Source organism: Olleya sp. R77988 (assembly GCF_044594215.1).
Classification (GTDB): domain Bacteria; phylum Bacteroidota; class Bacteroidia; order Flavobacteriales; family Flavobacteriaceae; genus Olleya.
The window spans coordinates 3,161,392-3,188,162 of record NZ_CP138988.1; the positions used below are offsets into that span (position 1 = coordinate 3,161,392).

The 26,771-nt window shown below is 31.0% G+C and carries 27 protein-coding genes; 8 read left to right on the forward strand and 19 right to left on the reverse strand.

Features of this window, described 5'->3' with window-relative positions:
* Positions 1–43 precede the first annotated feature (43 nt).
* Positions 44–1,417, reverse strand: a complete 1,374-nt coding sequence (locus SJY17_RS14365; protein WP_397363260.1) for a pyridoxal phosphate-dependent decarboxylase family protein — start codon at positions 1,415–1,417, stop codon at positions 44–46.
* A gap of 3 nt (positions 1,418–1,420) precedes the next feature.
* On the reverse strand, positions 1,421–3,022 hold the full coding sequence (gene bshC, locus SJY17_RS14370; protein WP_397363261.1) for a bacillithiol biosynthesis cysteine-adding enzyme BshC: 1,602 nt from the start codon (positions 3,020–3,022) through the stop codon (positions 1,421–1,423).
* Between the two features lie 133 nt (positions 3,023–3,155).
* Here bshC and SJY17_RS14375 point away from each other — a divergent pair, with 133 nt between their 5' ends.
* Entirely contained in the window at positions 3,156–4,412 is a 1,257-nt protein-coding gene (locus tag SJY17_RS14375) for a carboxypeptidase-like regulatory domain-containing protein (RefSeq protein WP_397363262.1), read from the forward strand.
* A gap of 17 nt (positions 4,413–4,429) precedes the next feature.
* On the opposite strand, the gene SJY17_RS14380 is transcribed toward SJY17_RS14375, so the two are convergent.
* Positions 4,430–5,065 (reverse strand): YiiX/YebB-like N1pC/P60 family cysteine hydrolase, encoded by a 636-nt coding sequence (locus SJY17_RS14380; protein WP_397363263.1) that lies wholly within the window; start codon positions 5,063–5,065, stop codon positions 4,430–4,432.
* Entirely contained in the window at positions 5,066–5,557 is a 492-nt protein-coding gene (locus SJY17_RS14385) for a DUF4878 domain-containing protein (protein WP_397363264.1), read from the reverse strand. It abuts the gene before it with no gap.
* A 197-nt stretch (positions 5,558–5,754) separates the two neighbouring features.
* Between SJY17_RS14385 and SJY17_RS14390 the strand changes: the two genes are divergently transcribed.
* Complete coding sequence (locus SJY17_RS14390) at positions 5,755–6,426, forward strand: hypothetical protein (protein ID WP_397363265.1); 672 nt, start codon at positions 5,755–5,757, stop codon at positions 6,424–6,426.
* Between the two features lie 150 nt (positions 6,427–6,576).
* Here SJY17_RS14390 and rimO read toward each other — a convergent pair whose 3' ends face one another.
* Complete coding sequence (gene rimO / locus SJY17_RS14395) at positions 6,577–7,881, reverse strand: 30S ribosomal protein S12 methylthiotransferase RimO (protein ID WP_397363266.1); 1,305 nt, start codon at positions 7,879–7,881, stop codon at positions 6,577–6,579.
* 95 nt (positions 7,882–7,976) lie between these two features.
* Here rimO and SJY17_RS14400 point away from each other — a divergent pair, with 95 nt between their 5' ends.
* Positions 7,977–9,053, forward strand: a complete 1,077-nt coding sequence (locus SJY17_RS14400; RefSeq protein ID WP_397363267.1) for a serine hydrolase domain-containing protein — start codon at positions 7,977–7,979, stop codon at positions 9,051–9,053.
* A 60-nt stretch (positions 9,054–9,113) separates the two neighbouring features.
* On the opposite strand, the gene ftsY is transcribed toward SJY17_RS14400, so the two are convergent.
* The 8 genes from ftsY to SJY17_RS14440 form a co-directional block, all read right to left on the reverse strand.
* The gene (ftsY, locus tag SJY17_RS14405; protein WP_397363268.1) at positions 9,114–10,088 is read right to left on the reverse strand and encodes a signal recognition particle-docking protein FtsY; all 975 of its coding nucleotides are present in this window, start codon (positions 10,086–10,088) and stop codon (positions 9,114–9,116) included.
* Between the two features lie 166 nt (positions 10,089–10,254).
* Positions 10,255–10,407 (reverse strand): DUF4295 domain-containing protein, encoded by a 153-nt coding sequence (locus SJY17_RS14410; protein WP_397363269.1) that lies wholly within the window; start codon positions 10,405–10,407, stop codon positions 10,255–10,257.
* A 36-nt stretch (positions 10,408–10,443) separates the two neighbouring features.
* On the reverse strand, positions 10,444–10,626 hold the full coding sequence (gene rpmG / locus SJY17_RS14415; protein WP_055435478.1) for a 50S ribosomal protein L33: 183 nt from the start codon (positions 10,624–10,626) through the stop codon (positions 10,444–10,446).
* A gap of 27 nt (positions 10,627–10,653) precedes the next feature.
* The gene (gene rpmB, locus SJY17_RS14420; RefSeq protein WP_397363270.1) at positions 10,654–10,890 is read right to left on the reverse strand and encodes a 50S ribosomal protein L28; all 237 of its coding nucleotides are present in this window, start codon (positions 10,888–10,890) and stop codon (positions 10,654–10,656) included.
* Positions 10,891–10,969: 79 nt separating this feature from the next.
* On the reverse strand, positions 10,970–12,220 hold the full coding sequence (locus SJY17_RS14425; RefSeq protein WP_397363271.1) for a competence/damage-inducible protein A: 1,251 nt from the start codon (positions 12,218–12,220) through the stop codon (positions 10,970–10,972).
* Positions 12,220–12,561 (reverse strand): Hpt domain-containing protein, encoded by a 342-nt coding sequence (locus SJY17_RS14430; protein ID WP_397363272.1) that lies wholly within the window; start codon positions 12,559–12,561, stop codon positions 12,220–12,222. The genes SJY17_RS14425 and SJY17_RS14430 overlap by 1 nt, the downstream gene beginning before the upstream one ends.
* A gap of 3 nt (positions 12,562–12,564) precedes the next feature.
* Positions 12,565–13,176, reverse strand: coding sequence for a fumarylacetoacetate hydrolase family protein (locus SJY17_RS14435; RefSeq protein WP_397363273.1), 612 nt, complete (start codon positions 13,174–13,176; stop codon positions 12,565–12,567).
* Between the two features lie 38 nt (positions 13,177–13,214).
* Positions 13,215–13,991 (reverse strand): exonuclease domain-containing protein, encoded by a 777-nt coding sequence (locus SJY17_RS14440; protein WP_397363274.1) that lies wholly within the window; start codon positions 13,989–13,991, stop codon positions 13,215–13,217.
* A gap of 68 nt (positions 13,992–14,059) precedes the next feature.
* Here SJY17_RS14440 and SJY17_RS14445 point away from each other — a divergent pair, with 68 nt between their 5' ends.
* The 3 genes from SJY17_RS14445 (at position 14,060) to SJY17_RS14455 (ending at position 15,899) form a co-directional block, all read left to right on the forward strand.
* Positions 14,060–14,698, forward strand: a complete 639-nt coding sequence (locus SJY17_RS14445; RefSeq protein ID WP_397363275.1) for a glutaredoxin family protein — start codon at positions 14,060–14,062, stop codon at positions 14,696–14,698.
* A gap of 68 nt (positions 14,699–14,766) precedes the next feature.
* Positions 14,767–15,327 carry a DUF664 domain-containing protein gene (locus tag SJY17_RS14450; protein WP_397363276.1) on the forward strand — a complete coding sequence of 187 codons (561 nt, stop codon included), beginning with the start codon at positions 14,767–14,769 and terminating at the stop codon, positions 15,325–15,327.
* A gap of 149 nt (positions 15,328–15,476) precedes the next feature.
* Positions 15,477–15,899 (forward strand): hypothetical protein, encoded by a 423-nt coding sequence (locus SJY17_RS14455; protein WP_397363277.1) that lies wholly within the window; start codon positions 15,477–15,479, stop codon positions 15,897–15,899.
* Between the two features lie 93 nt (positions 15,900–15,992).
* Here SJY17_RS14455 and SJY17_RS14460 read toward each other — a convergent pair whose 3' ends face one another.
* The 3 genes from SJY17_RS14460 to recR form a co-directional block, all read right to left on the reverse strand.
* Positions 15,993–17,303, reverse strand: a complete 1,311-nt coding sequence (locus SJY17_RS14460) for a dihydrolipoamide acetyltransferase family protein (protein WP_397363278.1) — start codon at positions 17,301–17,303, stop codon at positions 15,993–15,995.
* Between the two features lie 94 nt (positions 17,304–17,397).
* Positions 17,398–18,495, reverse strand: coding sequence for a glycosyltransferase family 2 protein (locus SJY17_RS14465; protein WP_397363279.1), 1,098 nt, complete (start codon positions 18,493–18,495; stop codon positions 17,398–17,400).
* A 9-nt stretch (positions 18,496–18,504) separates the two neighbouring features.
* Positions 18,505–19,122 (reverse strand): recombination mediator RecR, encoded by a 618-nt coding sequence (gene recR / locus SJY17_RS14470; RefSeq protein ID WP_397363280.1) that lies wholly within the window; start codon positions 19,120–19,122, stop codon positions 18,505–18,507.
* Between the two features lie 135 nt (positions 19,123–19,257).
* Between recR and SJY17_RS14475 the strand changes: the two genes are divergently transcribed.
* Positions 19,258–20,796 carry a sodium:solute symporter gene (locus tag SJY17_RS14475; RefSeq protein WP_397363281.1) on the forward strand — a complete coding sequence of 513 codons (1,539 nt, stop codon included), beginning with the start codon at positions 19,258–19,260 and terminating at the stop codon, positions 20,794–20,796.
* Here SJY17_RS14475 and SJY17_RS14480 read toward each other — a convergent pair.
* Positions 20,783–21,145 (reverse strand): CoA-binding protein, encoded by a 363-nt coding sequence (locus SJY17_RS14480; protein ID WP_397363282.1) that lies wholly within the window; start codon positions 21,143–21,145, stop codon positions 20,783–20,785. The two genes, SJY17_RS14475 and SJY17_RS14480, sit on opposite strands and share 14 nt — an antisense overlap.
* A gap of 109 nt (positions 21,146–21,254) precedes the next feature.
* Between SJY17_RS14480 and SJY17_RS14485 the strand changes: the two genes are divergently transcribed.
* Positions 21,255–23,699, forward strand: coding sequence for a TonB-dependent receptor domain-containing protein (locus SJY17_RS14485; RefSeq protein WP_397363283.1), 2,445 nt, complete (start codon positions 21,255–21,257; stop codon positions 23,697–23,699).
* A 377-nt stretch (positions 23,700–24,076) separates the two neighbouring features.
* On the opposite strand, the gene SJY17_RS14490 is transcribed toward SJY17_RS14485, so the two are convergent.
* Both SJY17_RS14490 and SJY17_RS14495 read right to left on the reverse strand, forming a co-directional pair.
* Positions 24,077–25,087: a 3-oxoacyl-ACP synthase III family protein gene (locus SJY17_RS14490; RefSeq protein ID WP_397363284.1), complete on the reverse strand. Its 1,011-nt coding sequence runs from the start codon at positions 25,085–25,087 to the stop codon at positions 24,077–24,079.
* Positions 25,088–25,250: 163 nt separating this feature from the next.
* Complete coding sequence (locus SJY17_RS14495) at positions 25,251–26,771, reverse strand: DUF1254 domain-containing protein (protein ID WP_397363285.1); 1,521 nt, start codon at positions 26,769–26,771, stop codon at positions 25,251–25,253.

Genomic DNA, 26,771 nt, shown 5'->3' on the forward strand with positions numbered 1-26,771 from the left:
TGATTTATGAAATTTCAACTATTTTTTTAACAATTTTTTAAAACTATTTCATAGACTCTAAAATTGCTAGTATATCCTGCTCTGTTGTATCAGGATTTATAAAACAAAAACGCGAAACTGTTTCATAGGTATCACCTGTTTTCCATTTGGTAGGTGTGACTAATGCAAATCCTTTGCTATGGTTTGTAAAGGTCCAATCTCTATAGTCATTTGGTGTCCATCCTTTACGTCTATATAATACGCAAGACAAACTTGGTTCTCTGACCAACTCTACATGATCTAAATCCTCTATTATTTTTCCAGCAATTGTTGCTAGCTCCAAACCACGCTCTACTGCTTGTTTATATCTATCTGTTCCATGAGTTGCCAAACTAAACCATAAAGGCAAACCACGTACACGTCTTGTTAATTGTATTTGATAATCAGAAGGGTTAAAACCATGTGCACCTTCATCTTTAAAAATATCTAAATATGAACCTTGTTGCGAGTGTGCTTTTTTAGCTAATTCTGGTTGTTTGTAGATTACTGCTCCACAGTCATAAGGAGAAAACATCCATTTGTGTGGATCTATAGTTATACTATCTGCTTTTTCTATTCCGTTAAATAAATGTCTTACAGAGTCTGCTGCTAAAGCACCTCCTCCATAAGCAGCATCCACATGAAACCATAAGTTTTCGGTTTCGCAAATGTTAGCAATACCTTCTAAATCGTCAACAATTCCTGCATTTGTGGTTCCTCCTGTTGCAACTACTGCAAATAAACGTTGTCTTTGGTGGTCTGTTAAATTTAAAATGGTTTGTTTTAAATCTTCGCCTCTTAAACGGTCTTCTGTATCCACTAAATGCACATCAACATCTACTACTTTAGCCATAGCTTTAATAGATGAATGAGCTCCAATAGATGTTATTATTAATCCTTTTTCTACTTTATTTTGATCGTTTAAATCTCTCCAATATTCTCTTGCTGTTACTATTGCAGATAAGTTTGCAGCAGTACCACCACTTGTAAATACACCAAATGCACCTTCTGGCAATCCTGTTAAGGATACAATCCATTTCATGGCTTCATTTTCGCAAAAAATCCCACCAGCTCCTTCCATCCAATAGGCTCCATGAATACTTGATGCTGATGTAACTAAATCAAACAAAATAGAGGCTCTGGTTGGTGATGAAGGCACAAATGCCAAGTGACGTGGATGATCGTTTTTTACATTTGCATGCATTAAATGTTGCTTCCAAAGATTAAAAGCATTTTCTCCGCCAATTCCTTTTTGGGTTACGGTTTCGCCAACTAAAGCTTTTAAAGTTGATGCTTTTTGAGGCTTCCCAATAATATCATCTGTTTTAGAGATACGATCTATTGTATACTTCATGACGTCTAGCGTCATCTCGATTAAGTTTAAATCTATTTTGTGCATGGCTTATAATTCAAGAATTAAAAATTGACCCTTTAATGGCTCTAAATTTTTAATTAAATGCGAAATTAACTCTTCTCCAAACTCTAAATACAATTCAGAGAAATTAGTATTTCGTTCTTGCAGACTTTGATTTGGAAATAATTGATTTTGAAGTGTAGTAATACGCTCTACATGATCTTTTAATTTTCTTTTTTGTGCTTTAAGTAAGCGTGCTTCAAGATATTCTAATCCTTTTATTTGCTTTTTTTCTTGAGCAGATACTGCTCCTAAAAAAGTTTTATCTGTTTGTTCTGCAAGTGTATATAACTCTTTAAACTGAGTTTTTAAATGTTTAATTTGATTAGAAAAGTTAATATCTATATTAGATATTTCTCTAACTTTTTTATTTATAAACGCATCGCGTTTTAAAAAAATATCTTTATTTGATATGTTTAGTTTTTTTAATTTATCAGCTTGTTGCTTCGTTTTTATTAATACCGAATTACGCAACAATAACATAGGAAACGTTACTTTATTAGCTTCAAAATTTGTTTTTAACTGGAACCAATAGGCTAACTCTCCTCCTCCTCCAATATAACATAGGTTTGGTAAAATTACCTCTTGGTATAAAGGACGCATAATAACATTTGGGCTAAATCTTTCTGGTGCCTCGCTTACATGTTTTTGCAACTCTGTTTTTGTCCATGTTATATTAGTGTTTAGCACTTTGTAAACGTCGTTTTCAAAAACTAAACGTTCTCTAATACCATTATCTATATAAAACAAGTTAATAGGTCTTGGGTTAACTTGTACTTTATAAGTATTATCTATTTTTTTAATTTGTTGATTTGTTTTTTCAACTGTATTAAAAGCAGTTTGATTAACCAACTCGTCTTCCATAAAAGGAACAAACAGTTGTTTTAATTCTTTTTTATTAGCGTCTAAGATGACTAACCCATAATCTGCAAATAATTGATTTGCTAAATAATGTGTGGCTTGGGCTAAATTATCATGTTTTAAATAAGCGTTTTTAAATAGCTCTTTTAATTGTTTTGCATTTTTACCTGGACCAATTTCATCTTTAAAAACATTAAATACTGCCTCTAAACCTTTTGTGGTTAACTCTCCAACTGCTCCAGAAACAGACGCATTCCATTGGATTTTTTTTCCTTTAAAATTAAAATAATTTATCTCTTCAAAATCATGATCTTCTGTAGCCATCCAATACATTGGCACAAAATTATAATCTGGATACGTTGCCTTTAATTGGTTTGCTAAATTAATTGCAGATACTATTTTAAATAAAAAATATAAAGGTTCAGTAAATAAATTAAGCTGGTGTCCAGTGGTTACTGTAAAGGTTGTATCACTTTTTAAAAGCTGAATGTTTTTTGATGTAGCTTCAGAGGTTTCAATAGTTTTATATTGCTCCTGTAAAGCATCTACTAAAGGTATTCTGTTTGAATTTGAATACGATTGCTGCTTCTCTTTAATCTGATCTTTAAAATTTTTAAGATTAGGAAACCTATTATACAACGGTTTTAATGTTTCAGCTTCAGCTAAATAATCACAAATTAATTGCGAAAAATATCCAGTGTCATGAAAAAAGATACAGTCTGTTGGCATAGTTACAAATAAATCTGATGTAAAGATAAGGTTGTTTGTCTAATTGTAAGTCTTAAAATTAACATAAATCCTTACAACAAAACACTAATTTTTAATTAACTTTATAGGATAATCCCTTAATATAATTGTAGTTATGAAGCGTTTTGTTTATTTAAATTTAAAACAATTATTAACCCTAATTATTTTATTAGGTTGTGTCTTTAGTTTTGCACAAAATACAAAAGAGTTTAAAGGTCAAGTGTTGGATAAAAACACATCCAAACCTCTTGCTTTAGCAGATTTAAGTATTAATAACTCTAACATTAGTACTATTTCAAATAACGAAGGAGAATTTACTCTAAAAGTACCCGAAAACTTATTAGACAACAGTGTAATTATTACTTATTTAGGCTATCAAAAACTAGAATTACCACTTTCTGACTTTAAACCTTCAAACACCAAAATACTTTTACAACAAGCAGCAACTGTACTTGCAGAGGTTGATATAGCTGCACCAAAAAACGCAAAAGACTTAGTCAAAAAAACGCTAGCCTTAAAAGCCGAAAATTATTATACGGAAAATGTATTTATGACTGGTTTTTATAGAGAAACTATTAAAAAAAGAAACAGAAACGCATCCTTATCTGAAGCTGTTGTTACTATAAACAAGGAATCTTATACCTCTAATAAAAACGATGGAATTACCTTAATAAAAGCAAGGAAAAACACTGACTATTCTAGATTAGACACATTAGCTTTAAAACTACAAGGTGGTCCTTTTAGTAGTTTATATACTGATATGATAAAATATCCAAAATTTATTTTTACAAATGATAACTTAGATAATTATAAGTTTTGGTTTACACGTTCTACACAAATTAATAATCGATTAGTTTACGTTATTAATTTTAAACAAAACGAAAATATTAATAGCCCAATGTATCATGGTAAACTATATATTGACGCTAATAGTTATGCTTTAACTAGTGCAGTGTATAATTTAAATGTTGACAATCGTGAAGAAGCCTCTAAGCTTTTTGTTAGAAAAAAACCTAGAAAAGCAATTGTCTATCCTACTGAAGCTTCATATAGAGTAAATTACAAAACCAAAAATGGCAAATGGCATTTTGGTTATAGTAATATTTTATTGTCTTTTAAAGTTAACTGGAAAAACCGCTTGTTTAATAGCAGGTATACTTTACAAAGCGAAATGGCAATAACAGACTGGAACATTGACCAAAACCTATTAACCAATAAACAAAACAAAAAACTAAGACCTAGCACAATATTACAAGATCAAGCGTCTGGTTTTTCTGATCCTGATTTTTGGGGAGAATACAACATCATTGAACCTGAAAAATCTATTGAAAGTGCTATTAAAAAAATTAGCAAAAACTTAAAAAAAGTATAGAACGTTTTTACTAAAACCTACTGCTGATGATTAATTATTATGTCAAAATAATTAGTGTCGTAAAAGGTTTTAAGGGTGTTATATTTTTGCTCTTCAGTAATACTATCTGCAACATTTAAAATTTTAAGATTGTGCTCATAAATGCGCCAAATAAGCTCAGAGCAGTAATGCTCTGTACTATCCTTATAATTAAAACTATGGTCAAAGGGTAAATTTTTCTTTTTATAATATGCAATTTGACGTACAATTTTTTGTTGCTTAACAGAATCTATATTTTTTAACCTTGTCACTAAAATTGTATTGTCATGAGAGTTGTGCACAAACGAGTCTATTGCTTGCAAACGCAATCCATCTTGATTGGACACACTACTAGACAATGCATGTGCTATTTTTAAGGTATCGTTTTGATTAATGACAACACCAAGGTGTGTAACGTCATAATCCTCGTCCATCATCTTTAAAATCATGGTACTTACCATACCATAACCACGACGTAAAATAATGTCGCCATTTTGGAGTTTTGCCTTTTCTGTATCGGATAGTTTATATAAAAAAGACGATTCATACGGTCTGTTTGAATCGTCTTTTAAAAATTTATATCCTAAAAAAATGACACCAATTAACAGTATTATTTTAATAGCTGTTTTTATCATTTATTCTTCTACTTCTTCAACTTCTACATCTTCATAATCATCTTCTTCCATGTCTAAATCAGGATTTCCAGTTTCTTTATCTGGTTTTCCACCCATTCCTTCTTTATCCATAGACTCTTTATTCATATCTACTAACCATTTACCATCTTTATTAACTAAATTAATAGGCATATCTTGATCTTTATCTTCTTTACTGCTTGACATTTTAACAGTACAAACAGCTTTGTCTCCATCAATTTTAGTGTCAACTACTTTAAAGTCAATATCAGCATCTCCCATTTTGTCAGCAAACTGGTCTTTTGCTCCAAATGACTCCATCATTGTTAGCATAGATTTAGTATCTGTAGTTGCATGTTTTTTAGCAGTTTCAAAATCTCCAGAATACATACTTTCTAGAAAATTAATTGTTGCTCCTTCTGGTCCACCACCACCACATGCTGTTAATACAAGAAAACATGATAGTAATACAGTTTTTAAAATTGATTTTTTCATTATTTGATTTGTTATAGTTTATGTAAATATACTTTTTTAGGCTTAAAACCCAAATTGTTTTATGTTTAGAATTATATAACAAACACAAAATTGGCTGGTTTTTAGCAACTTGACTTTGTCATTTTTTTCAGCTACCTTCGTGTAACATTCGATATAGCGAATTGAAAACTCGCCATATCTATACGTTGGCAATAATTATGAAGAGAAAATATATTTACATTTTAATTTTAGCATTAAGTTTAAATTCTTGTGAATTTTCTATTAACACAAATAAATCTCCTAAATCCGAAAAAGTTGGTTTAGGAAAAATGCCGAAAGTTGAATCTAAAACATATGAAAACATTTATATCGCTGATGAAATTTTGTGTAAAGAACAAAAACTACCTTTAACAAGATTTGCAATTGAATATCCAAATGGACTTGATGTTTCCAAACCTAAAAACGGAAGTGAACATATTGGAATAAAAAAGAAAGCAAATGGTATCATAATTGAAGATATTTCAATCGGAAATACAACAATAGTTATATCTACTCAGAAAAATTCACTTGAACTAATAGAAAATTTAGTCGCAGATTTTAAAAGGCAAAATCCTAAAATGGAAACGATTTCCATTTCAAAAAAGAAATTTAATGGAGAAATGACCTATCTCTTCGAAGGGAAATTTGACTTTTCTGGATATAAAGAACATGGTTATGATGGAATATATAAAGCAATATTTTTAATTCCAATTCCCAAAAAAAACGAAAAAATAAATGCTGTAATAATATCTTTTCTAGCTAATGAGCAATCTGAAATTAAAGAATTTTCCGATTTTTATAAAAAAGGAGTGATAGGAAATATTTATAAAACATTTAGGTATTTGGAATAATTAACTATTGCCAACACAGTATATAAAAAATTGCTATTTTCAGCTTAATCAATGTGAGTTGCTTTGTTTGCTAGCTTCTGATTTTTCCTTCGGAAAATCCTCGCACACAAATACGCAACATTTCATATACATAAACGTTACACGAAAACCCTACTTTACCACCACACCATACAAATCAAAATCTTCAGCTTCTGTGATTTTTATTGTATAATACTCTCCAGTTTTTAGATAGGTTTCAGTTGCATCAATTAGCACCTCATTATCTACGTCTGGACTATCAAACTCTGTACGACCTACAAAATAGTTACCTTCTTTACGGTCAATAACTACTTTAAATTCTTGATCTATTTTAGCTTGATTAAGCTCCCAAGAAATTTGAGATTGGATTTCCATAATTTGGTTAGCTCGATCTTGCTTTACCTCTTGTGGTACATCATCAACCAAATTAAAAGCATGTGTGTTTTCTTCGTGAGAATATGTAAAACATCCTAAACGCTCAAAACGCATATCTGTAACCCATTGTTTTAATTCTTGAAAATGTGCTTCAGTTTCTCCTGGATAACCAACAATTAATGTTGTTCTGATGGTCATTTCAGGAACTGTTTGTCTAAACTGCTGTATTAAATTTGTGGTTTTTTCTTTTGTAGTACCACGACGCATACTTTTTAATAAATCATCACTAATATGTTGTAATGGTATATCTAAATAGTTACATATTTTTGGCTCACGATTCATTATATCCAATACATCTAAAGGAAAACCTGTTGGAAAGGCATAATGCAATCTAATCCACTCAATACCTTCTACTTTAACAAGGTTTTCAAGTAACTCTGCAAGGTTTCGTTTTTTGTATAAATCTAAACCATAATAAGTTAAATCTTGAGCTATTAAAATTAATTCTTTAACACCATTTGCTGCTAATTTTTCAGCTTCGGTAACCAAATTTTCAATTGGTGTAGACTTGTGTTTTCCTCTCATTAAAGGGATAGCACAAAAACTACAAGGTCTATCACAACCTTCAGCAATTTTTAAATACGCATAGTTTTTTGGTGTTGTTGTAAGACGCTCACCAATAAGTTCGTGCTTATAATCTGCACCTAAAGCTTTAAGTAAACCTGGTAATTCTGTTGTTCCAAAATATTGATCAACATTAGGGATTTCTTTTTGTAAATCTGGTTTATATCTTTCAGATAAACAACCAGTAACAAATACTTTATCTACTTCTCCATCTTCCTTTTTTTGCATGTACTCTAAAATAGTGTTCACGCTTTCTTCCTTTGCATTATTTATAAATCCACAAGTATTAATAACTACAACATTACCTTCTTCTTCATGCACAACTTCTTTTCCGTTAGCTTTTAATTGTCCCATTAGGACTTCGCTATCGTAAACATTTTTACTACAACCTAAAGTTATAACGTTGATTTTGTTTTGCTTAAGTGTCTTAGTTCTCATACCTCAATTTTGGACTGCAAAGATACTATCTAATTTTAATATAACAGATATTAAACCATTCTGTTTTATCTTAGTCCAATAGAAAAACCTTTACTATGAAACCTATACACTTTTTTCTTAGTTTATTAATCTTGACAGGTGTTGGATGTTCTTCTAACAACGAAGATCCTGAAACAGAAATACCTAATACAGAAACTACTTATTTTCCGCCTGCAAACTCTAGTACTTGGGAGACAAAAACGACTACAGAATTAGGTTATAATGACAGTCAATTACAACCTTTATTAGATTATTTAGAAGAAAAAAACACTAAAAGTTTTATCATGCTACATAATGGTAAAATTGTTTTGGAAGAATATTTTAATGGACATGATGCAACATCTGGTTGGTATTGGGCAAGTGCTGGAAAAACATTAACGACTGCTGTTACTGGAATTGCTCAGGATAACGGTGTTTTAAATATAAATAATAAAGTGTCTGACTATTTAGGAAACGGTTGGACTAGTGCTACGCTGGAAAAAGAAAACTTAATAACTTGTAAAAACCTATTATCTATGGATTCTGGTTTGGATGACACATTAGGAGACTCTGTTGCACCAGAAAACTTACAATACATAGCAGATGCAGGCTCACGTTGGGCTTACCATAATGTTTATGTTAAGCTACAAGATGTAGTTGCACAAGCAAATAACACCACTTGGTCTACATATTTTAATCAAAAACTACGGGATCCTATTGGGATGACTGGTACATGGTTTAATCTTGGCGATTTAAGTGTCTATTGGAGTAACTCCAGAAGTATGGCTAGATTTGGTTTATTAATTGCTGCAAATGGACAATGGGAAGACACACAAATTATATCAGAATCTTTTTTAAATGAAGCGACTAATACTAGCCAAAGCATCAACCAATCTTATGGATATATGTGGTGGTTAAATGGAAAATCTAGTTTTCATTTACCACAGACACAACTTGAATTTTCTGGAGCGTTAATACCAAGTGCTCCTTCTGACATGTATGCTGCTTTAGGTAAAAATGATCAAAAAATATATATCGTACCAAGCAAACAACTGGTTATTATTAGAATGGGTGACGCTGCAAATGAAGACACTTTTGCTTTATCTGATTTTGATGATGTTTTGTGGCAAAAAATTAATGCTTTTATAAATTAAAAACATTTAATCTTCATCTTTAAAATTTCTTATAATGAGATTTCTGCCTATGCGGAAATTTTACTTAAAGAAAGAATCTACAAACTCAAACTTATTAAAGACTTGTAGATCTTCAATACCTTCTCCAACTCCAATATACTTAACAGGAATCTGAAATTGGTCACTAATACCAATTACAACTCCTCCTTTTGCTGTACCATCTAATTTTGTAACTGCTAGTGTTGTTACTTCTGTAGCTGCTGTAAACTGCTTAGCTTGCTCAAAAGCATTTTGACCTGTACTACCATCTAAAACCAATAAAACGTCATGTGGAGCATCTCCAATAACTTTTTGCATGACACGTTTTACTTTTGTCAGCTCATTCATTAAATTAATTTTATTGTGCAAACGACCTGCTGTATCAATAATTATAACATCTGCATCTTGAGACACTCCAGACTCTAAAGCATCAAAAGCAACAGAAGCTGGATCACTTCCCATATCTTGACGTACCATTGGGACATCTACACGATCTGCCCAAACTTGCAATTGGTCTATTGCTGCTGCTCTAAAAGTATCTGCAGCACCTAAAACTACTTTTAAACCTTGTTTTTTAAACTGGTAAGCTAACTTACCTATAGTGGTTGTTTTACCAACACCATTAACACCAACAACCATTAAGACGTAAGGTGTTTTACTACCATCTGCTTGTTTAGGTAATTCTGGTATAGTATACTCTGTGTCTTCTCCAGAATTGGTTTCAGACATTAAGCCTGCTATTTCTTCGCGAAGGATTTTATTAAGCTCGTCAGTTCCTAAATATTTGTCTTTTGCTACTCTAGCTTCTATACGATCAATAATTTTTAAGGTTGTATTTACACCAACATCACTTGACACTAAGACTTCTTCAAGATTATCTAATACAGCATCATCTACTTTAGATTTTCCAGCAACAGCCTTACTAAGCTTGCCTAAAAAGCTAGTACTTGATTTTTCTAAACCTTTATCTAAGGTTTCTTTTTTTTCTGAAGAGAATATTTTTTTAAAAAAACTCATTTGTTTTTTATAGTTTATTATTTGATTAGTCTATAACAATTATGAAGCCTAATTTAATTTACTGCAACATTGTCATATTTTAATACTGTAAAGTAACGCAATATTTTAAAAACAAAAAAGCCACTTTCCAAAGGAAAGTAGCTTTAAATATTATAAATAGTAAAAATTATTTCTTATTTAAGAAATCTTTTACTTGATCTGGTGCCATAATTGATTCAACAAACATGTAAGCTCCTGTTTTTGGAGACTTTACCATTTTAATTGCTTTTGACAATCTTTTAGATCCTGTTTGTAACGATGCTACTGATTTCTTAGCCATGTCTAATAGTTTTTTAGTATTCTTTTAAAAAGAATATTATTTAATTTCTTTATGAACGGTCATTTTCTTCAAGATTGGATTAAATTTCTTAATTTCCATTCTATCAGGCGTGTTCTTTTTGTTCTTAGTCGTAATATAACGAGAAGTTCCTGGTTGTCCAGACTCTTTATGCTCTGTGCATTCTAATATTACTTGTACTCTATTACCTCTCTTTGCCATAATTATTATTCTTTATCTATTGGGCAATTATTTTACAAATCCGTTAGCTTTTGCTTTTTTCAAAGCAGCAGCGATGCCTATTTTATTAATTGTCTTTAACGCTGATGTAGATATCTTTAAAGTTACCCACTTGTCTTCTTCAGGTAGAAAAAAACGTTTTTTAATTAAATTAGCATCAAATGTACGCTTTGTTCTATTCTTTGCGTGAGACACGTTGTTTCCAACCATTGCCTTCTTTCCTGTAAGCTCACAAACTCTTGACATTATCTATAACTTTAAATTGTGTTACTAAATTCGAGGTGCAAATATACTAATATTTTACTATCTGACAATAGCTAAATAATTAATTTTTAAAAATTTCTTTTTGCAGTAGTTCTAAAGCCTTATTTACGGTTTTATTTATGACACGCTCTCTATGATTTCCCATATTAAATTGGTGTGCTTCTACTCCTTTTTTTGTAGCTATAGCTATAAAAACTGTTCCTACATCTGCATCACTATCTCCTTTTGTTGGTCCTGCATTACCTGTTGTTGCTATTGCAAAATCCGATTTTAATTTTTTTCTAACATTTGTAGCCATAACTTTTGCAACTTGAGCACTAACTACTGAATATGTGTCAATTACATCTTCTGGCACTTCTAAAACATCTATTTTAGTTTGCGTAGCATAACTAATAATCGCACCTCTAAAAAACGATGATGCTCCTGCTTTTTTGGTAAATACTTCAGCTAATTTTCCGCCTGTACAACTTTCTGCAATAGCTAAGGTTTGTTTTTGTTTAGTTAATTGTGCTCCTATTATTTGCTCTAATCCTTCATTGCCTTCTTGAAATCCTGTAAATACATCTTTTATTAATGGTAGAATTTTATCTACTTGTGCATTTATTTCTTTTAGTAGAACTGCTTCATTTTCTCCTTTACCAGACAAGCGTAAACGTAATCTCCCTAAACCTGGTAAATACGCTAGTTTGATGTGTTCTGGCAACTGATCTTCTACACTTTCAATACGTTCTGCAATGACGCTTTCTCCTATTCCATACGTTAACATGGTTTTGTGTAAAATGTATGATCGTTTATATTTTTGTAATAACTGCGGAAGGACTTCCATTTCTATTAAAGCTTTCATTTCATAAGGCACACCTGGAAGCGATATAAAGGTTTTATTTCCTTTTTCCAACCACATACCTGGAGCTGTACCAAAACGATTGTTAAGCACTTTGGCTTTAGATGGTACTAATGCTTGTTTTTTATTAACCTCAGAAACGGGTTGATTGATATATTTTTTAAATAAATGCTCTACATGTCTAAAAACATCGTCGTTTTGCACTAAAGTATCATTAAAATACTCTGCTAAAGTATGCTTTGTTATATCATCTTTTGTTGGTCCTAAACCTCCAGTTATAATAATGATATCTGCATTACTTTCTGCTTCAGCAAAAGCTTTTAAAAGATGTGCTTTTTCGTCTTGAATTGATGTTATTTGATATACAGAAACACCTATGGAGTTAAGTGCTTTACCAATAAATGCTGAGTTTGTATCTACTATTTGACCGATAAGAATCTCGTCACCAATAGTAATAATTTCGGCTTGCATTATAGATTAAAATCTTGAATAATCTCGTTAGTTGCTCTATCTACTGCAGCTAAAACAATATCTAATTTACTTGTAATATCTTTATCTGTTTGCTCATGCTTTCCCCAATCTTGGACCTCTATTAAATCGTCCAAAATACCCAATTCAAACATATCTACAGTCGGTTTCATTTTATGTGCAGTCTGATAGGTTAGTAAATAGTTTTTACTTTCTACTGCTAACTTAAGTACTTTAGCATCTCCTGGCACTTCTTCTATAAATGTTGAGGCTAAAGCTAAGATAAACTCTTGGTCATTGTCTGCTAATTCGTTTAACCTATGTAATTTGTAATGTTGCTCCATTTTTTATTTAACTGTTATTGAAAATAGCTCTCTATCTTCAAGAAATCCTTTTAGCTTATCATTAGCAATAACTTTGCCAACTCCTGCTGGTGTTCCTGTAAATATAATATCTCCTATCTTTAAAGTAAAATATTTTGACACATATTCGACGATTTCGTCAATTTTCCACAACATTAAGCTTGTATTTGCGGTTTGAACCACACTTCCATTTTTTTCTAGTCTAAAATTTAGATTGTCAACGTCAGGTAATTCTGACTTATCAATCCATTGTCCAACTACAGCTGCTCCATCAAAAGATTTTGCTTTTTCCCATGGTAATCCTTTTTCTTTTAATTGCTTTTGAAGGTCTCTTGCTGTAAAATCTATACCTAACCCAATATGCTTGTAATATTTATGGGCAAACTTTTTGTCTATATGTTTTCCTAATTTATTTATTTTAATCAAAACTTCAACTTCATGATGTACATCATTAGAAAAATCTGGAATAAAAAAGGGTTGCTTTTTTAAAAGTATAGCATTATCCGACTTGATAAACACTACTGGATCTGTCGGTTTTTCGTTCTCTAATTCTTTAATGTGGTCTGTATAATTACGACCTATGCAGATTAATTTCATTTTTTTGAATTGTGAGATTATTGAACAATTATATTAACTTAATCCAACTTATTATTAAAAGCTCTCAGCTTGATTGCTGTTAATACTTTTTTAGTATATAACGGAAAGTCTGCATTTAGCAACCATCCAAAATAACCAGGTTCTTTTTCTAATACTTCTGTTACCAATTTACCTTTATGTTTTCCAAAAGAAAACACTTCTTTCTCTTCTTTATTATAAGAAATAAATCCTGCAAAATCTGCAAACTTTTTATGCACGCTAAATTCTGCTAAAAACTTTGTGTCGTTTTCAAGCTCGTCATAACGTTCTATTTGGGCTTTTAAGACTTCATAAGTTGCTAAAGTATCAGCTTCTGCTGTATGTGCGTTTTCTAAACTTTTATCGCAATAAAACTTATATGCTGCACTAAGTGTACGTTTTTCCATTTTATGAAAAATAGTTTGCACATCTACTGCAACACGATTTTTCATATCAAAATCCAAGTCAGCACGTAGCATTTCTTCTGCTAAAAGCGGAATATCAAATCTGTTTGAGTTAAAACCTGCTAAATCTGCATCTTTAATCATAGCGCTAATTTCTGGTGCTAATTGTTTAAAAGTAGGCTCATTTGCAACTCTCTCATCTGTAACACCATGTATTTCTGACACAAAAGCAGGAATTGGCATTTCTGGGTTTACCAACCATGTTTTACTTTCTTTATTTCCGTTTGGAAACACCTTTAATATAGATATCTCTACAACTCTATCTGTAGTAATATTAATTCCTGTGGTTTCTAAATCGAAAAAGCAAATGGGTTTTGTTAAGTTTAAAGACATGTATTTATTGGTATGATTTATGCAAATATAATTTTAATCTGTTACTTTTACTTTGTAAAACTTTTAAAATGATTAGAAACCTTACACTATTATTTTTTGCATTTATAACTATAAACACTTTTTCTCAGAACAACCATAAGCACGTTAAACTTTTAGAAGAAGTTAAAGGGAAACGATATGAGTTATTTATCGAGAATACAGACTCTATATCTTACGATATATTTTTAAAAGTAGATACTGAAGATTTTAGACGTAGTAGTAAGCGACCTATTTTGCAAACCATACCTGGAAAAAGCAAAAAGAAAGTTTTAACTATGGTTAAGCTTAATGAAAAACCTGGTGACTATACTTATATTTTGGTGGTTAACGAAGTCTCTTACAGCCTTGAAGTTGATAAAGATTTTGAAATCATTGACTTTAAATTAGATAAAGAGTTAAAAAACAAAAAAGTAATATTATACACCAAAGACGATTGCACTATTTGTCCAGATGCAAAGCATATTTTAAACAAAAACAAGATTAGTTATACTGAGTATAATTTGGATAAAGACTCTACCAATTACAACAAAATTATTAAAGAGTTTAAAGCTACCAAACCTAAAAGTGAGTTTAATCACATCCCAATTTTAAAAATTGAAGACCAATTATATAATGATATTAAAAGCTTGGAAGATTTTATTCAAGCTTTGAGGGATGGGTTTAATTAAGCATTATAAAAACGCATAAATATAAAATTTTTGCGTTATTTTATTGTAACAATCTAAAAATCAAAAAGATGAAACCACAACAACTAGTTTTAAGCCTCATTATTTTATTATCATTTACAACAGCAAAATCTCAAAATACAATTGAAGTCAAAAAAGGATTTTCTCCAGATATTGGAGTAGTTGTTTCTATGCTAGACGACTTAAAAGCACGTGTTACTAATAGTGTACAACATTTAGACCAAGAAGCCACAGACTTTTTACTTGACGACAAAGCAAATCGTATTGGAGCAATGATTTACCATCTTGCAGCTACTGAAAAATATTACCAAGTCTACACCATTGAAAACAGAGGATACAATAAAGAGGAAACTGAAAAATGGGGAGTTGCAATGAATTTAGGTGATAATGGACGCAAACAATTAGTTGGTAAACCAATACAGTATTATTTAGACATATGGAATGAAGTACGTAAAGAAACCTACAGGTTATTAAAAACAAAAGACGATAAGTGGTTTAATGCAAAAGTAAAAGGTAGCAACATGAATAACCATTGGGCTTGGTATCATGTTATGGAACACCAAGCAAACCATATGGGACAAATACGCATGATTGCAAAAAGGGTTAATTAAAAACAGATGAAAACAAAAAAATAATTTTTGTTTTAGTTATCTTTTTTAGTTGTAAAACTGAAAACAGAAACCCATCAAATACTCATGTTATTATAGAAAATAGCACTTCAGAGATTAAACTAAACAGACATCATTTAAATTAAAAAAACATGGGACTATTCGATTTTTTAAAATCAAAAAACAAAAAAAATAAACAAGAAATAGAAACAGATTCATTTTTTGAAGACATGAAAAAACAAATGGAATTGTTAAAAAATGAAGAAGGCACAGAATTAGAAGAATTACCTAATGGTAAAGGTGAATTTGGTTTTTCTGCTGATAACCCTATTCCATTATCTAGTATTCCAGCATCAAGAGAATACTTAGAAAAATTAGTTTATATTAAACCTGGTTCTTCTCAATATTCTTGGAAAAGAGTTGGATCTACTAGAAGTAATATAGTAAATTCTCCTGTAGACATATATAGTTTACTTGACACCGAACCTAAAGTAGTCAAGACTATTTACATATGGCCTTATAACAAAATTGACTCAAAAAAAGCTCCAGATGGTTTCGGGTTGATGGATATTTAATTTCTTTTTTAAGCTAAATTAAAAAACAAAAAAGCACAATCCAATGATTGTGCTTTTTAATATTATAAGGTTCCTTTTTCTAAAGGAATTTGGTTAAATCTCACGATTACTATCCCAAGCCTCTAAATAATCTTTAACAGCTTTTACAAACTGTCCACCTAATGCACCATTTACTACTCTGTGGTCATAACTGTGTGACATGTACATTTTGTAACGGATCCCAATAAAATCGCCTTCTGGAGTTTCAATTACTGCTGGCACTTTACGTATAGCTCCTAAAGCTAAAATACCTACTTGTGGTTGGTTTATAATTGGTGTACCCATTATACTTCCAAAAGTACCAACATTGGTTACTGTATAAGTACCACCTTGTATATCGTCTGGTACTAATTTACCATCTCTTGCACGTCCAGCTAAGTCATTAACTTGCTTAGTCATACCTACTAAATTAAGTTGATCAGCATTTTTAATAACTGGCACAATTAAATTACCATCTGGTAAAGCTGCAGCCATACCAAGGTTTATGTTTTTCTTTTTAATTATTTTATCGCCTTGTACAGAAATATTCATCATTGGATAATCGCGTAATGCTTTTGCAATCGCTTCCATAAATATTGGTGTAAAGGTTAGATTTTGACCTTCGCGTTTTGCAAAACTATCTTTTACTTTTTTACGCCAATTCCAAATATTTGTAACATCTGCTTCTATAAAACTTTGTACATGCGCACTAGTTTGAACAGACTCAACCATATGATGCGCAATTAATTTACCCATTCTGGTCATTTCTATAATCTCGTCTCCTTCAACTACATTTAAAGGTTTTTCTGCTTTTGGTTTTTCGATTTTAGCAATTGGAATTTTTGGCGCAACTTCAGTTTTAATAGGTTGACTACCTCTATTTGATAAATAAGTTACCATGTCATTTTTAGTGACACGATTGTCTTTTCCTGTTCCTGGAATTGCGTCTAATTCTGATTGAGAAATCCCTTCAGCTTTAGCCATGTTTTTCACTAAAGGCGAATAAAAACGCTCTCCATTTGAAGTAATTGGTGCTGCAGTCTCTTGTGCAGCAACTACTGTTTTTGTAACTTCTTTAACTGCAACTGGAGCCTCATCTTCTTTAACTTCTGCTTTTGGCGCTTCTGTGGTTGCGCTTCCTTCTCCTTCAATTTCAATTATTGCAATGGTTTGACCTACTTGTACTACATCATCCACGTTAAATAGTTTTTCAACTAAAACGCCATCAACTTCGCTTGGGACTTCGCTATCTACCTTGTCTGTTGCAATTTCTAAAACTGCTTCATCCATTTCAATAGTGTCTCCAACTTCTTTTAACCAAGAGGTAATTGTTGCTTCCGCAACGCTTTCTCCCATTTTTGGTAATTTAAGTTCAAATTTTGTCATATTAATAATCTACTAGTCTTTTTATTGTATTGAATTGCAAAATTAATAAAAAATCAAACATTTTACTGATTATTATCTATCATTTTGCAATCTATTAAAAGTGAAGGACTTCACCTCTATTTTTTGACGAATCACTTCCAAGCATAAAATTAGAGTTTTTTGGAATAATTCTATAGCTTATATTTTTATTTTTTTCTGAATTTGATATTGTTTCAATAATTGTTTTAAAATCTAAATAGTTTGCATCTAGTATAACTTGGGTGTTTTCTTTAACTATTGATAATTCTGAAACCCTTTGCATTGGTTTGAATAATTTCTCCTCTAAACTTGGATATACTTTATCTGACACTAAAACATAGTTTGAAACTGGCTCAATTTCCGCGAAAGCGTTATTTTTAGTATGCTTAAATAGTTTTATACCTAACCACACTATGCCATCAAAAACCAAATTGCGTTTAAAATGCTTTTTATAAAAAATTTGCATTGCTCCATAAAAACGCTTTGCATAATTAGCGTCTTTTAAAGTGCTTTCTCCTTTAAAATGAATGACTTTTATTGGTCCATAATACATATTATCAAAACCTGCTTTTACTACTTTATAGGACAAATCTATATCTTCTCCATACATAAAATAGTCTTCGTCAAATCCTCCTACTTGATTATAAATATCTTTTTTGACCATCATAAAAGCTCCAACAAATATAGGAACAATTCCTGATGAGTTTTCTTTTAAATCTGATACATAATACGACTTATCAAACCCAAATACTTTTTTAATAGCCACTTTTGGTTTAGGTATATAACGCTTACTTTCTGGTAAAAAAGCACCTTTACCATCAATTAATCTACAGGCAAAAATCCCTAAATCGTTTTTAATTTTTGAAAATTCAAATAGTTCTTCAAAAGCATTTTCTGGTACGACTGTATCTGGATTTAAGATACACAGATAGTCGCCTTTTGCTTGTTGTACTCCAATATTATTTCCTTTAGAGAAACCTACATTGTCATTATTTTGGATAAGCTTAACGTTTGGAAATTTTTCCTTGACCATTTTACAACTTTCATCCTGCGAGTTGTTATCAACCACAATAATCTCTGCCTCTAGATTTGTAATTGCTACTTCTACGCTTTGCAAACACAGCTCTAAAAAGTAGTGTACGTTATAGTTTAATATGATAATGGATAGCTTCATTTAAAACGCTTATAGTTTTAGTGAAGACTCAAACGGAATTCTGTTAATTATACTTCTACCTAAAGTAATCTCATCTGCATATTCTAATTCATCTCCAACAGATATTCCTCTAGCTATGGTTGATGTGTTAACTGCAAAGTCTTTAATTTGCTTATAGATGTAAAAATTAGTAGTATCGCCTTCCATGGTAGGGCTTAACGCAAAAATCAACTCTTTTATTTTTCCAGATTGTACTTTTTGCACTAAACTAGTAATGTTTAAATCGTGTGGACCAATGCCATCCATTGGCGAAATTTTTCCGCCTAAAACATGGTACAATCCTTTGTGTGATGCTGTATTCTCTATAGCCATAACATCTCTTACATCTTCAACCACACAAATAACATCATCCTTACGCAACGGATTTACACAAATATCACACAAATCATTATCACTAATATTATGACAGGATTTACAAAACTTTAAATCGTTAACCATATTAAGCAATGCATGACTTAAATGATGTGTATGCTCCTTTGGTTGGCGTAATAAATGTAATGCCAAACGCAATGCAGTACGTTTACCTATTCCTGGTAATTGTGAGATTTGATTAACCGCATTTTCAAGAAGTTTTGAAGAAAATTCCATAACTGCGAATTTACTATTTTGCTTTGGATTTACGAACTTTTTTTTATGCAAAGACAGTGTAGCTTAAACTTTAAACACTTATAACTCTAAGTACTTTTAACTTATTTTGTATTTTGGCAGAGCTAAACAATTACTATGACTTCTACACAGATTCTTTTATTGATTGCTGCCTATTTTGGTGTGCTAATATTAATTTCATATTTAACAGGAAAGGATGACTCTAACGAGGTGTTTTTTAAAGCTAAAAAACAGTCTCCTTGGTATGTTGTAGCTTTTGGAATGATTGGAGCTTCGCTTTCTGGAGTTACTTTTATATCTGTTCCTGGCTTAATTGAAGGTCAACAATTTGCATATATGCAAGGTGTTTTTGGTTTTTTTGTAGGTTACCTTATAGTCCTTTTAGTATTACTTCCTTTATATTACAGATTAAATGTTACCTCTATTTATCAATATTTAGAACAACGTTTTGGAACGGTTAGTTACAAAACTGGTGCTTTTTTCTTTTTATTGTCACGTGTTACAGGAGCTGCATTTAGATTGTTTTTAGTGGCTTTAGCTATGCAATATATTGTCTTTGAACAATTAGGTGTCCCATTTTGGGTAACGGTTGTAATTTCTATTTTATTAATTTGGTTGTACACTAATCGTGGTGGTATAAAAACTATTGTTTGGACAGATACATTACAGACTTTAGCGATGTTAACTTCTGTAATTGTTGCTATTATTTTAATTGTAAACAAATTAGATTGGTCTATTAGCGAAATCTTTAACAAAGAGGCTTTTAAATCAAAAAGCAAACTGTTTTATTTTGATGACCCTAATAGCAAAATCTATTTTTGGAAATATTTTATTGGAGGAATATTTATAACCATAGCAATGACAGGTTTGGATCAAGATATGATGCAAAAAAACTTAACTTGTAAAAACCCAAAAGACGCCAAAAAAAACATGTTGACTATGTCTATACTATTGGTCTTTGTTAACGTTATTTTCTTATCTCTTGGAGCACTTTTATTTATTTACTCAGAGCAGTTTGGTGTTAGTATTCCTGTTGTTGAAGGAAAAGTAAGAACCGATTTACTATTCCCAGAAATAGCTATGAATCAAGGTTTAGGTCTTGGACTACAAATTACATTTTTAATTGGTTTAATTGCTGCTGCTTATAGTAGTGCAGATAGTGCTTTAACCTCTTTAACTACATCGTTTTCAATAGATTTTTTAAACATTGAAAAACGACCAAAAGCAGAACAAAAACCGTTACGCAAAATGGTACACATTGGTGTATCACTACTTTTAATTATTGTGGTTATTATTTTTAATCAATTAGATGGTAGTGTGGTTGGAAACCTATTTAAGTTTGCAACCTTTACTTATGGTCCATTGTTAGGCTTATTTGCTTTTGGAATATTGACTAAAAAAGCTATTAAAGATAACCTTGCTTGGATTGTTGGGTTAATCTCTATTGTATTGACTTATCTAATTACACTTATACCAACATATTATGCCTATAGTCAAGGACTATCAATAGAAGATTGCACAAAATCTGCTTGGGATTGCGCATCATTATATGCTGGAAAACATTATTATAATTTCCATTGGGAAATACTTCCACTAAATGGTTTAATTACTTTTATTGGATTGTGGTTGATTAGTAAAAAATCTAATACTGATTAATAGACAACAAAACTAAAGTACAAGCTTCTTCAAAAGCAATATTATTTTCTTCTAAAACAGCATACAACTCAGGATTTTCTGTTCCTGGATTAAAGATGACACGTTTTGGTTTTAAACTAACTATATAATTATAATATTCTTTTTGTCTTGTTGGATTTAAATATAATGTAACCGTATCTAAATCTTTATAATCTTGTAATTCTGTATCAATCACTATTCCAGCTTCTTCTCCTACTCTCATACCAAATGCAACCGTTTGATGTTTATAATTAACCAATTTTCTTAAGGCCATATTACTATATCTATTAGGTTTTAATGACGCACCTAAAACCAAAGTTTTTTTACTCATATATGTTAAAATTTTAATAAAATTCAAATATACAGTAACAGATTAGCAAAAAGAACGTCTTTATAGCATAACCATATTTCATCAAATCAAATAAAACTAATCAAAAACAATGAAAAAACTACTTACCATCGTATTGCTATTGGCAGCCTTTAGCATACAAGCACAAGACAAAACAAAAGCAACACCTAAAATCGGAACCGTTACTGGTAAGGTATTAGACGCAACATTAAACCAACCCTTACCTTATGTAAACATTATTGTTAAAGACGCTAACAATAAGCTACTAACTGGAGGGATCACAAACGACAATGGTCAATTTGAGGTTAATCAAATTCCTGCAGGAACTAATACTATTAGCATCGAGTATTTAGGTTTTTTACCACAAACTAAAACTGTTACAATCTCTAAGAAAAATAAAAAAGTAGACTTAGGAACAATTAATTTAGAAGAAGCTGCTACAAGTTTAGACGAAGTAACAATAGTTGCAGAAACGTCAACTATAAAGCAAAAAGTAGACAGAAAAGTAATTACTATAGGTAAAGATCTACAAACTGCTGGAGCAACTGCTAGCGAGATTATGAACAATCTACCTTCTGTAAATGTAGACCAACAAACTGGTTCTATTAGTATGCGTGGTAACCAAAATGTACGTGTTATGGTTGATGGAAAGTTATCCAATATTCCAGCAGAACAGCTATTAAAACAAATCCCATCGACATCTATTAAAAGTGTCGAGTTAATTACAAACCCTTCTGCTAAATACAATCCAGAAGGAATGAGTGGAATTATAAATATTGTACTTCATAAAAACACAAAAATTGGTTTTAATGGAAACATTAATATAGGATTAGCGCATGATATTGAAGCTAAATTTAACAGCTCAATCGATGCCAATTACCGTAACGGAAAAGTCAATGTATATGGATCATATAGTAACAGTGTTGCTAAAAACTTTAATTTTGGAGAGATTAATAGAGTTGAGCAAGAAATTGAGCAAAAATTTGACATCCTAAATAATAACAAATCTCACTTATTTAAAATTGGTATCGACTATTATTTAAATGATAAAAACACTATTTCAGTTTTTACAAATCAAAACCTTTTTGATGGTTGGACTAACGTAAATTCTGGTATTAATTATTTAACAAATACTACTTTAAACCAATCTCAATATACTAGAAGTTTAAACGAAAACGATTCTGAGCAATACAACTTTAACTATAAACATGATTTTAATGACGAAGGTCATAATATTGAATTAGAAGTTGATCATAATTTATATGAAGGTTTAGGTAATACAAACAATTTATTTTACAGTGCGCAACGTCCTAATTTTATAGAAAATACAGATACAGACAGAAATAGCACAACATTAAACTTAGACTATACTAATCCATTATCTGAAACTGCTAAATTAGAATTAGGTGTACAAGCACGTTTTTTTGATACTAGTATTTTTTATGCATCAGATGCAAGAGAGATTAATCAATTAGGAGATTATATTCCAACAACAACCCGTTTTGATTACGCTAGAGACATCTTTTCTGCATATGTTACTTATGGCAAAACTATTGACAAATGGAGTTACCAAGCTGGACTACGTGCAGAGTCTGTAATTGTAGACTCAGAAGCCTTTAAAAAAGATTTATCGTCATTAGATGAGCTAACTATACCTTTTGAAAATGATTATTTTCAATTATACCCTTCTGCTTATATAACTTATACGCAATCGGATAAAAACTCATATCAATTAAGTTATAGTAGACGTATTGACAGACCTGGAATTGGACAAGTTAACCCATTACCAGAATGGAGCACACCTTTAGTATCTCAATTTGGAAATCAAGAATTACAACCTCAATTTACTAACTCTTTTGAAACAAATTACACAAGACAACTTAAAAAAGGAAGTATTACTGCTGGTGTGTTTTATAGAATTATAGAAGACGAAATACAACAAGCGTTGCTTATTGATAGAACTGATACTAACAGAGTGATATTTACAAATTTAAACTTTGACAACTCAACCTCTTATGGTTTAGAATTATCATCTAATTATCGTCCAACAAAATGGTGGAGCTTAAATGCAAGTTTTGATTTATACTCTCAGAAACAAAAAAGTATTGCAGAGTCTTTTGATACTAATCAAAACATTGTAGAAAACACAGTAGAAGTAGACAATGTTGCTTGGAATATTAGAGCCTTTAACAACTTTAAAGTTAGTAAAAGCTTAAGCTTTTCTGCTTTTGGAATGTATACAGGAAAAAATAAAAATATTCAATTTGAAATGAATGACATGCTTATGGTTAATTTAGGTATGCGTTACAGCTTTTTAGAAAACAAAGCTAGCTTTAGCTTAAGTTACAATGATATTTTTGATACTATGTATGCACAGTTTGATGGACAAAGACCTATAGCACAACAAGGTCAATTTAATTGGGAAAGTCAACAAATTTCAGGACGATTATCGTATCGTTTTGGAGGAGGAAAATATAGAGCCAAATCTAGAAAACGTCGTGATAATGACGAAAAGTCTGGAGGAGGATTTATGTAATATTAAATAGTATAACTTCTAGAAGTTATTTAGTAGCTATCGTACAGTTGATGGTTAGTGTTATTGTTTAGCTACTAGATAAGAAAACCCAAAGCCTGATCGACTTTGGGTTTTTGTTTTAACATATTTTTTTGTTTAACTAATCAACTATGTTAAAAACACGTTAAATATTGATAATCAACGTAATAAAACATGTTTTTATGCGTCTTAATATAAACAGACAGTAAATCGTTTTATATTTTTTATTTGAATTAGTCTTCACAAAAAAACCAACGCATTTATATAGTTTAGTTTCATGGTTAGTTAGTTAATGAAAAAGCCCAAAACAATAGTTTTGGGCTTTTTTTTATGTCGTTTTTATTTTCTTTGGTTATCTGTTACCATTTAATAATCACAGATCCCCAAGTAAAACCACTACCAAAAGCAGCTAACACTACATTGTCTCCTTCTTTAATTTTTCCTTCTTCCCAAGCTTCACATAAAGCAATTGGTATTGATGCTGCTGTTGTGTTTCCGTATTTTTGAATATTATTAAATACTTGATCATCGTTTAATCCAAATTTACGTTGTATAAATTGTGCAATACGTAAATTAGCTTGATGCGGAATTAGCATATCAATCTGGTCTTTTTCTAGCTTGTTTTGGGCTAAACCTTCCATAATGACTTCACTAAAACGTACTACTGCATTTTTAAAAACAAATTGTCCGTTCATATGCGGAAAGTAACTCTCGTCATTAGGATCGTTATCTTCTATAATATCATTTACCCAACGTTTACCCATTCCTGGCGCAATTAAAACTAGCTCTTCCGCATGTTCTCCTTGACTATGTAAATGGGTAGATAAAAGACCTTTATCTGTATTTTCTTCTCTTGTTAAAACAGCTGCTCCTGCTCCATCACCAAAAATGACAGATACTCCACGTCCTCTTGTGGTTTTATCTAAACCATGAGAGTGTAATTCGCTACCAATAACCAATATATTTTTATACATACCAGTTTTAATAAAGTTATCTGCAACTGAAATAGCATATACAAAACCAGAACATTGGTTACGTACATCTAAAGCTCCAACTGTTTTAATATCTAAAGCATGTTGTACTTGTACTCCTGGTCCAGGAAAATACATATCAGGACTTAAGGTTGCAAAAACAATAAAATCTATATCGTCTTTATCTATTCCTGCACGCTCTATTGCTTGTTTGGCAGCTTTCACTCCCATTGTTGCAGTCGTATCTCCAGACCCTTTTTTTACCCAACGTCTTTCTTTTATACCAGTACGCTCTGTAATCCATTCGTCATTAGTATCCATTAATTTGGATAAATCCTCATTAGTGACAATGTTGTCAGGTACATACTTACCTAAACCTATTATTTTTGAATTATACATATCTGTTTTGTGTTTAGTATTATCAATATAGCGATTAATGATTATGCAATTTAACCATTATTACATTTTTGTTAAAACTTTAAACCACTAATTAAAAAAAAAATAAAAAAACGCACTTAATAAAAGTGCGTTTAAAACAAGAATTGAAATAAATTAACTAAATCTATAACTTCAAATCCTTATCATTTTTTTCAACTGGTGGTAAATATTTTTCAACAGTTTCTGGGTTTAAAAGAGTTTCTTTAGGAATATAATTCCTGAAATTCAATTTAAAAATACCTTCTTTTGGTATTGGTACCCAATTGTTTTTTAAACCTTCTGGTTCTTCAGATTGAAGGTATACTGTTAAACTACCATCATCGTTATATTTAAGCCCTTCACTTCTATCGCTTACTGCATAATGATAATCCTCTCTTGGCACTAAGTTATATTCTGCATCATAAGCCACAATAGACCAAAATGCTTTTGCTTGGTGTAATTGGTCTTTACTAAAATTAATAACGTATTTATTACTTCCTAATAATGGATCTCCAGCCTTGTCATAATACGTGTGAAAATATTGACATTGATCTGCATCATGCACCACAAAACCTTGTACAGCACCTTCTGCTCTTGCCATAATATCTCCATTATACGAACCTCCAACATGATCTATATTCCAGTTAGAAGATGACTTATAACCTCTGGTTCTTGCTTTCCAAGACAAAATTTCTTTTGCTTTTGGTAATGCTGCCAACAACCCTTCTTTTATTGAAGAATCTAACTCGTTAAAATCTACTTTTTCATCTTTATCAATTCCTAATTGTTTCATTAAAAACCAAAAATGAGTATCGTTTTTAAGATCTGGATATGCTCTTACATATTTTAGCATACTATTATAAAACTCGATTCCTTTTGGCATTTTTTCTTTAGCCAATACTGGATAATTATCTTTTTTCTTACCTAAAAAAGCATCTAAAGATTGCATCTTAAATTGATCTTGTAATGCGACTACTTTTTTAGTATCTCCTTTTTCTGTGGTATTTAAAATTCGTAATACTAAAAAACCAATATCTGTTGTCATTTTAATAACCTTTGAAATATTAGCAGGTTTTTTTCCTGTCCAATCAGGTTTTACCAATAGATAATTACCTTCATAATCTTCTTTATTAGTTCCTCCAAAATAATGCACATTTTCTAAATAAGCATCTGTAATTTGCACACTATAATAGCGTTCTACTTTAGGTACAGTAAACACTACAGGTCCTTCACTTACATCTATAAATGCTGGCGAGTATTGTGTATCGACATTTGGTGTTACACCTGTTTGTAAATGATGATTTGTAAGCAACCTTAAATGAACCAACTCGTTAAGATTAACTCCATCATTAGCATTTTTAGAAAACATTGGTCTATTAGCCTTAATTGCTTTATCCACCATTGCAGAAAATTTATTTCTAAATAGCATCTCTCTAACCACAGGAATACTATAAATATAAGATTGAATTCCTATATTTTCTCCTAATTGTCGTTTTGCTTCATTATCTAAAGCTTTTACTTCTTCAATTGATACAGCAGATGTACTCCTTACTTTTTCAACCTGAGGTGTCGATTTAGTTTCTAATTCTGGCGTTGCGTTTTCTTTACATTGAAAACATAAAATTGCTAATCCTGCTACTGCAATGTGTTTTACTATTTTTTTCAT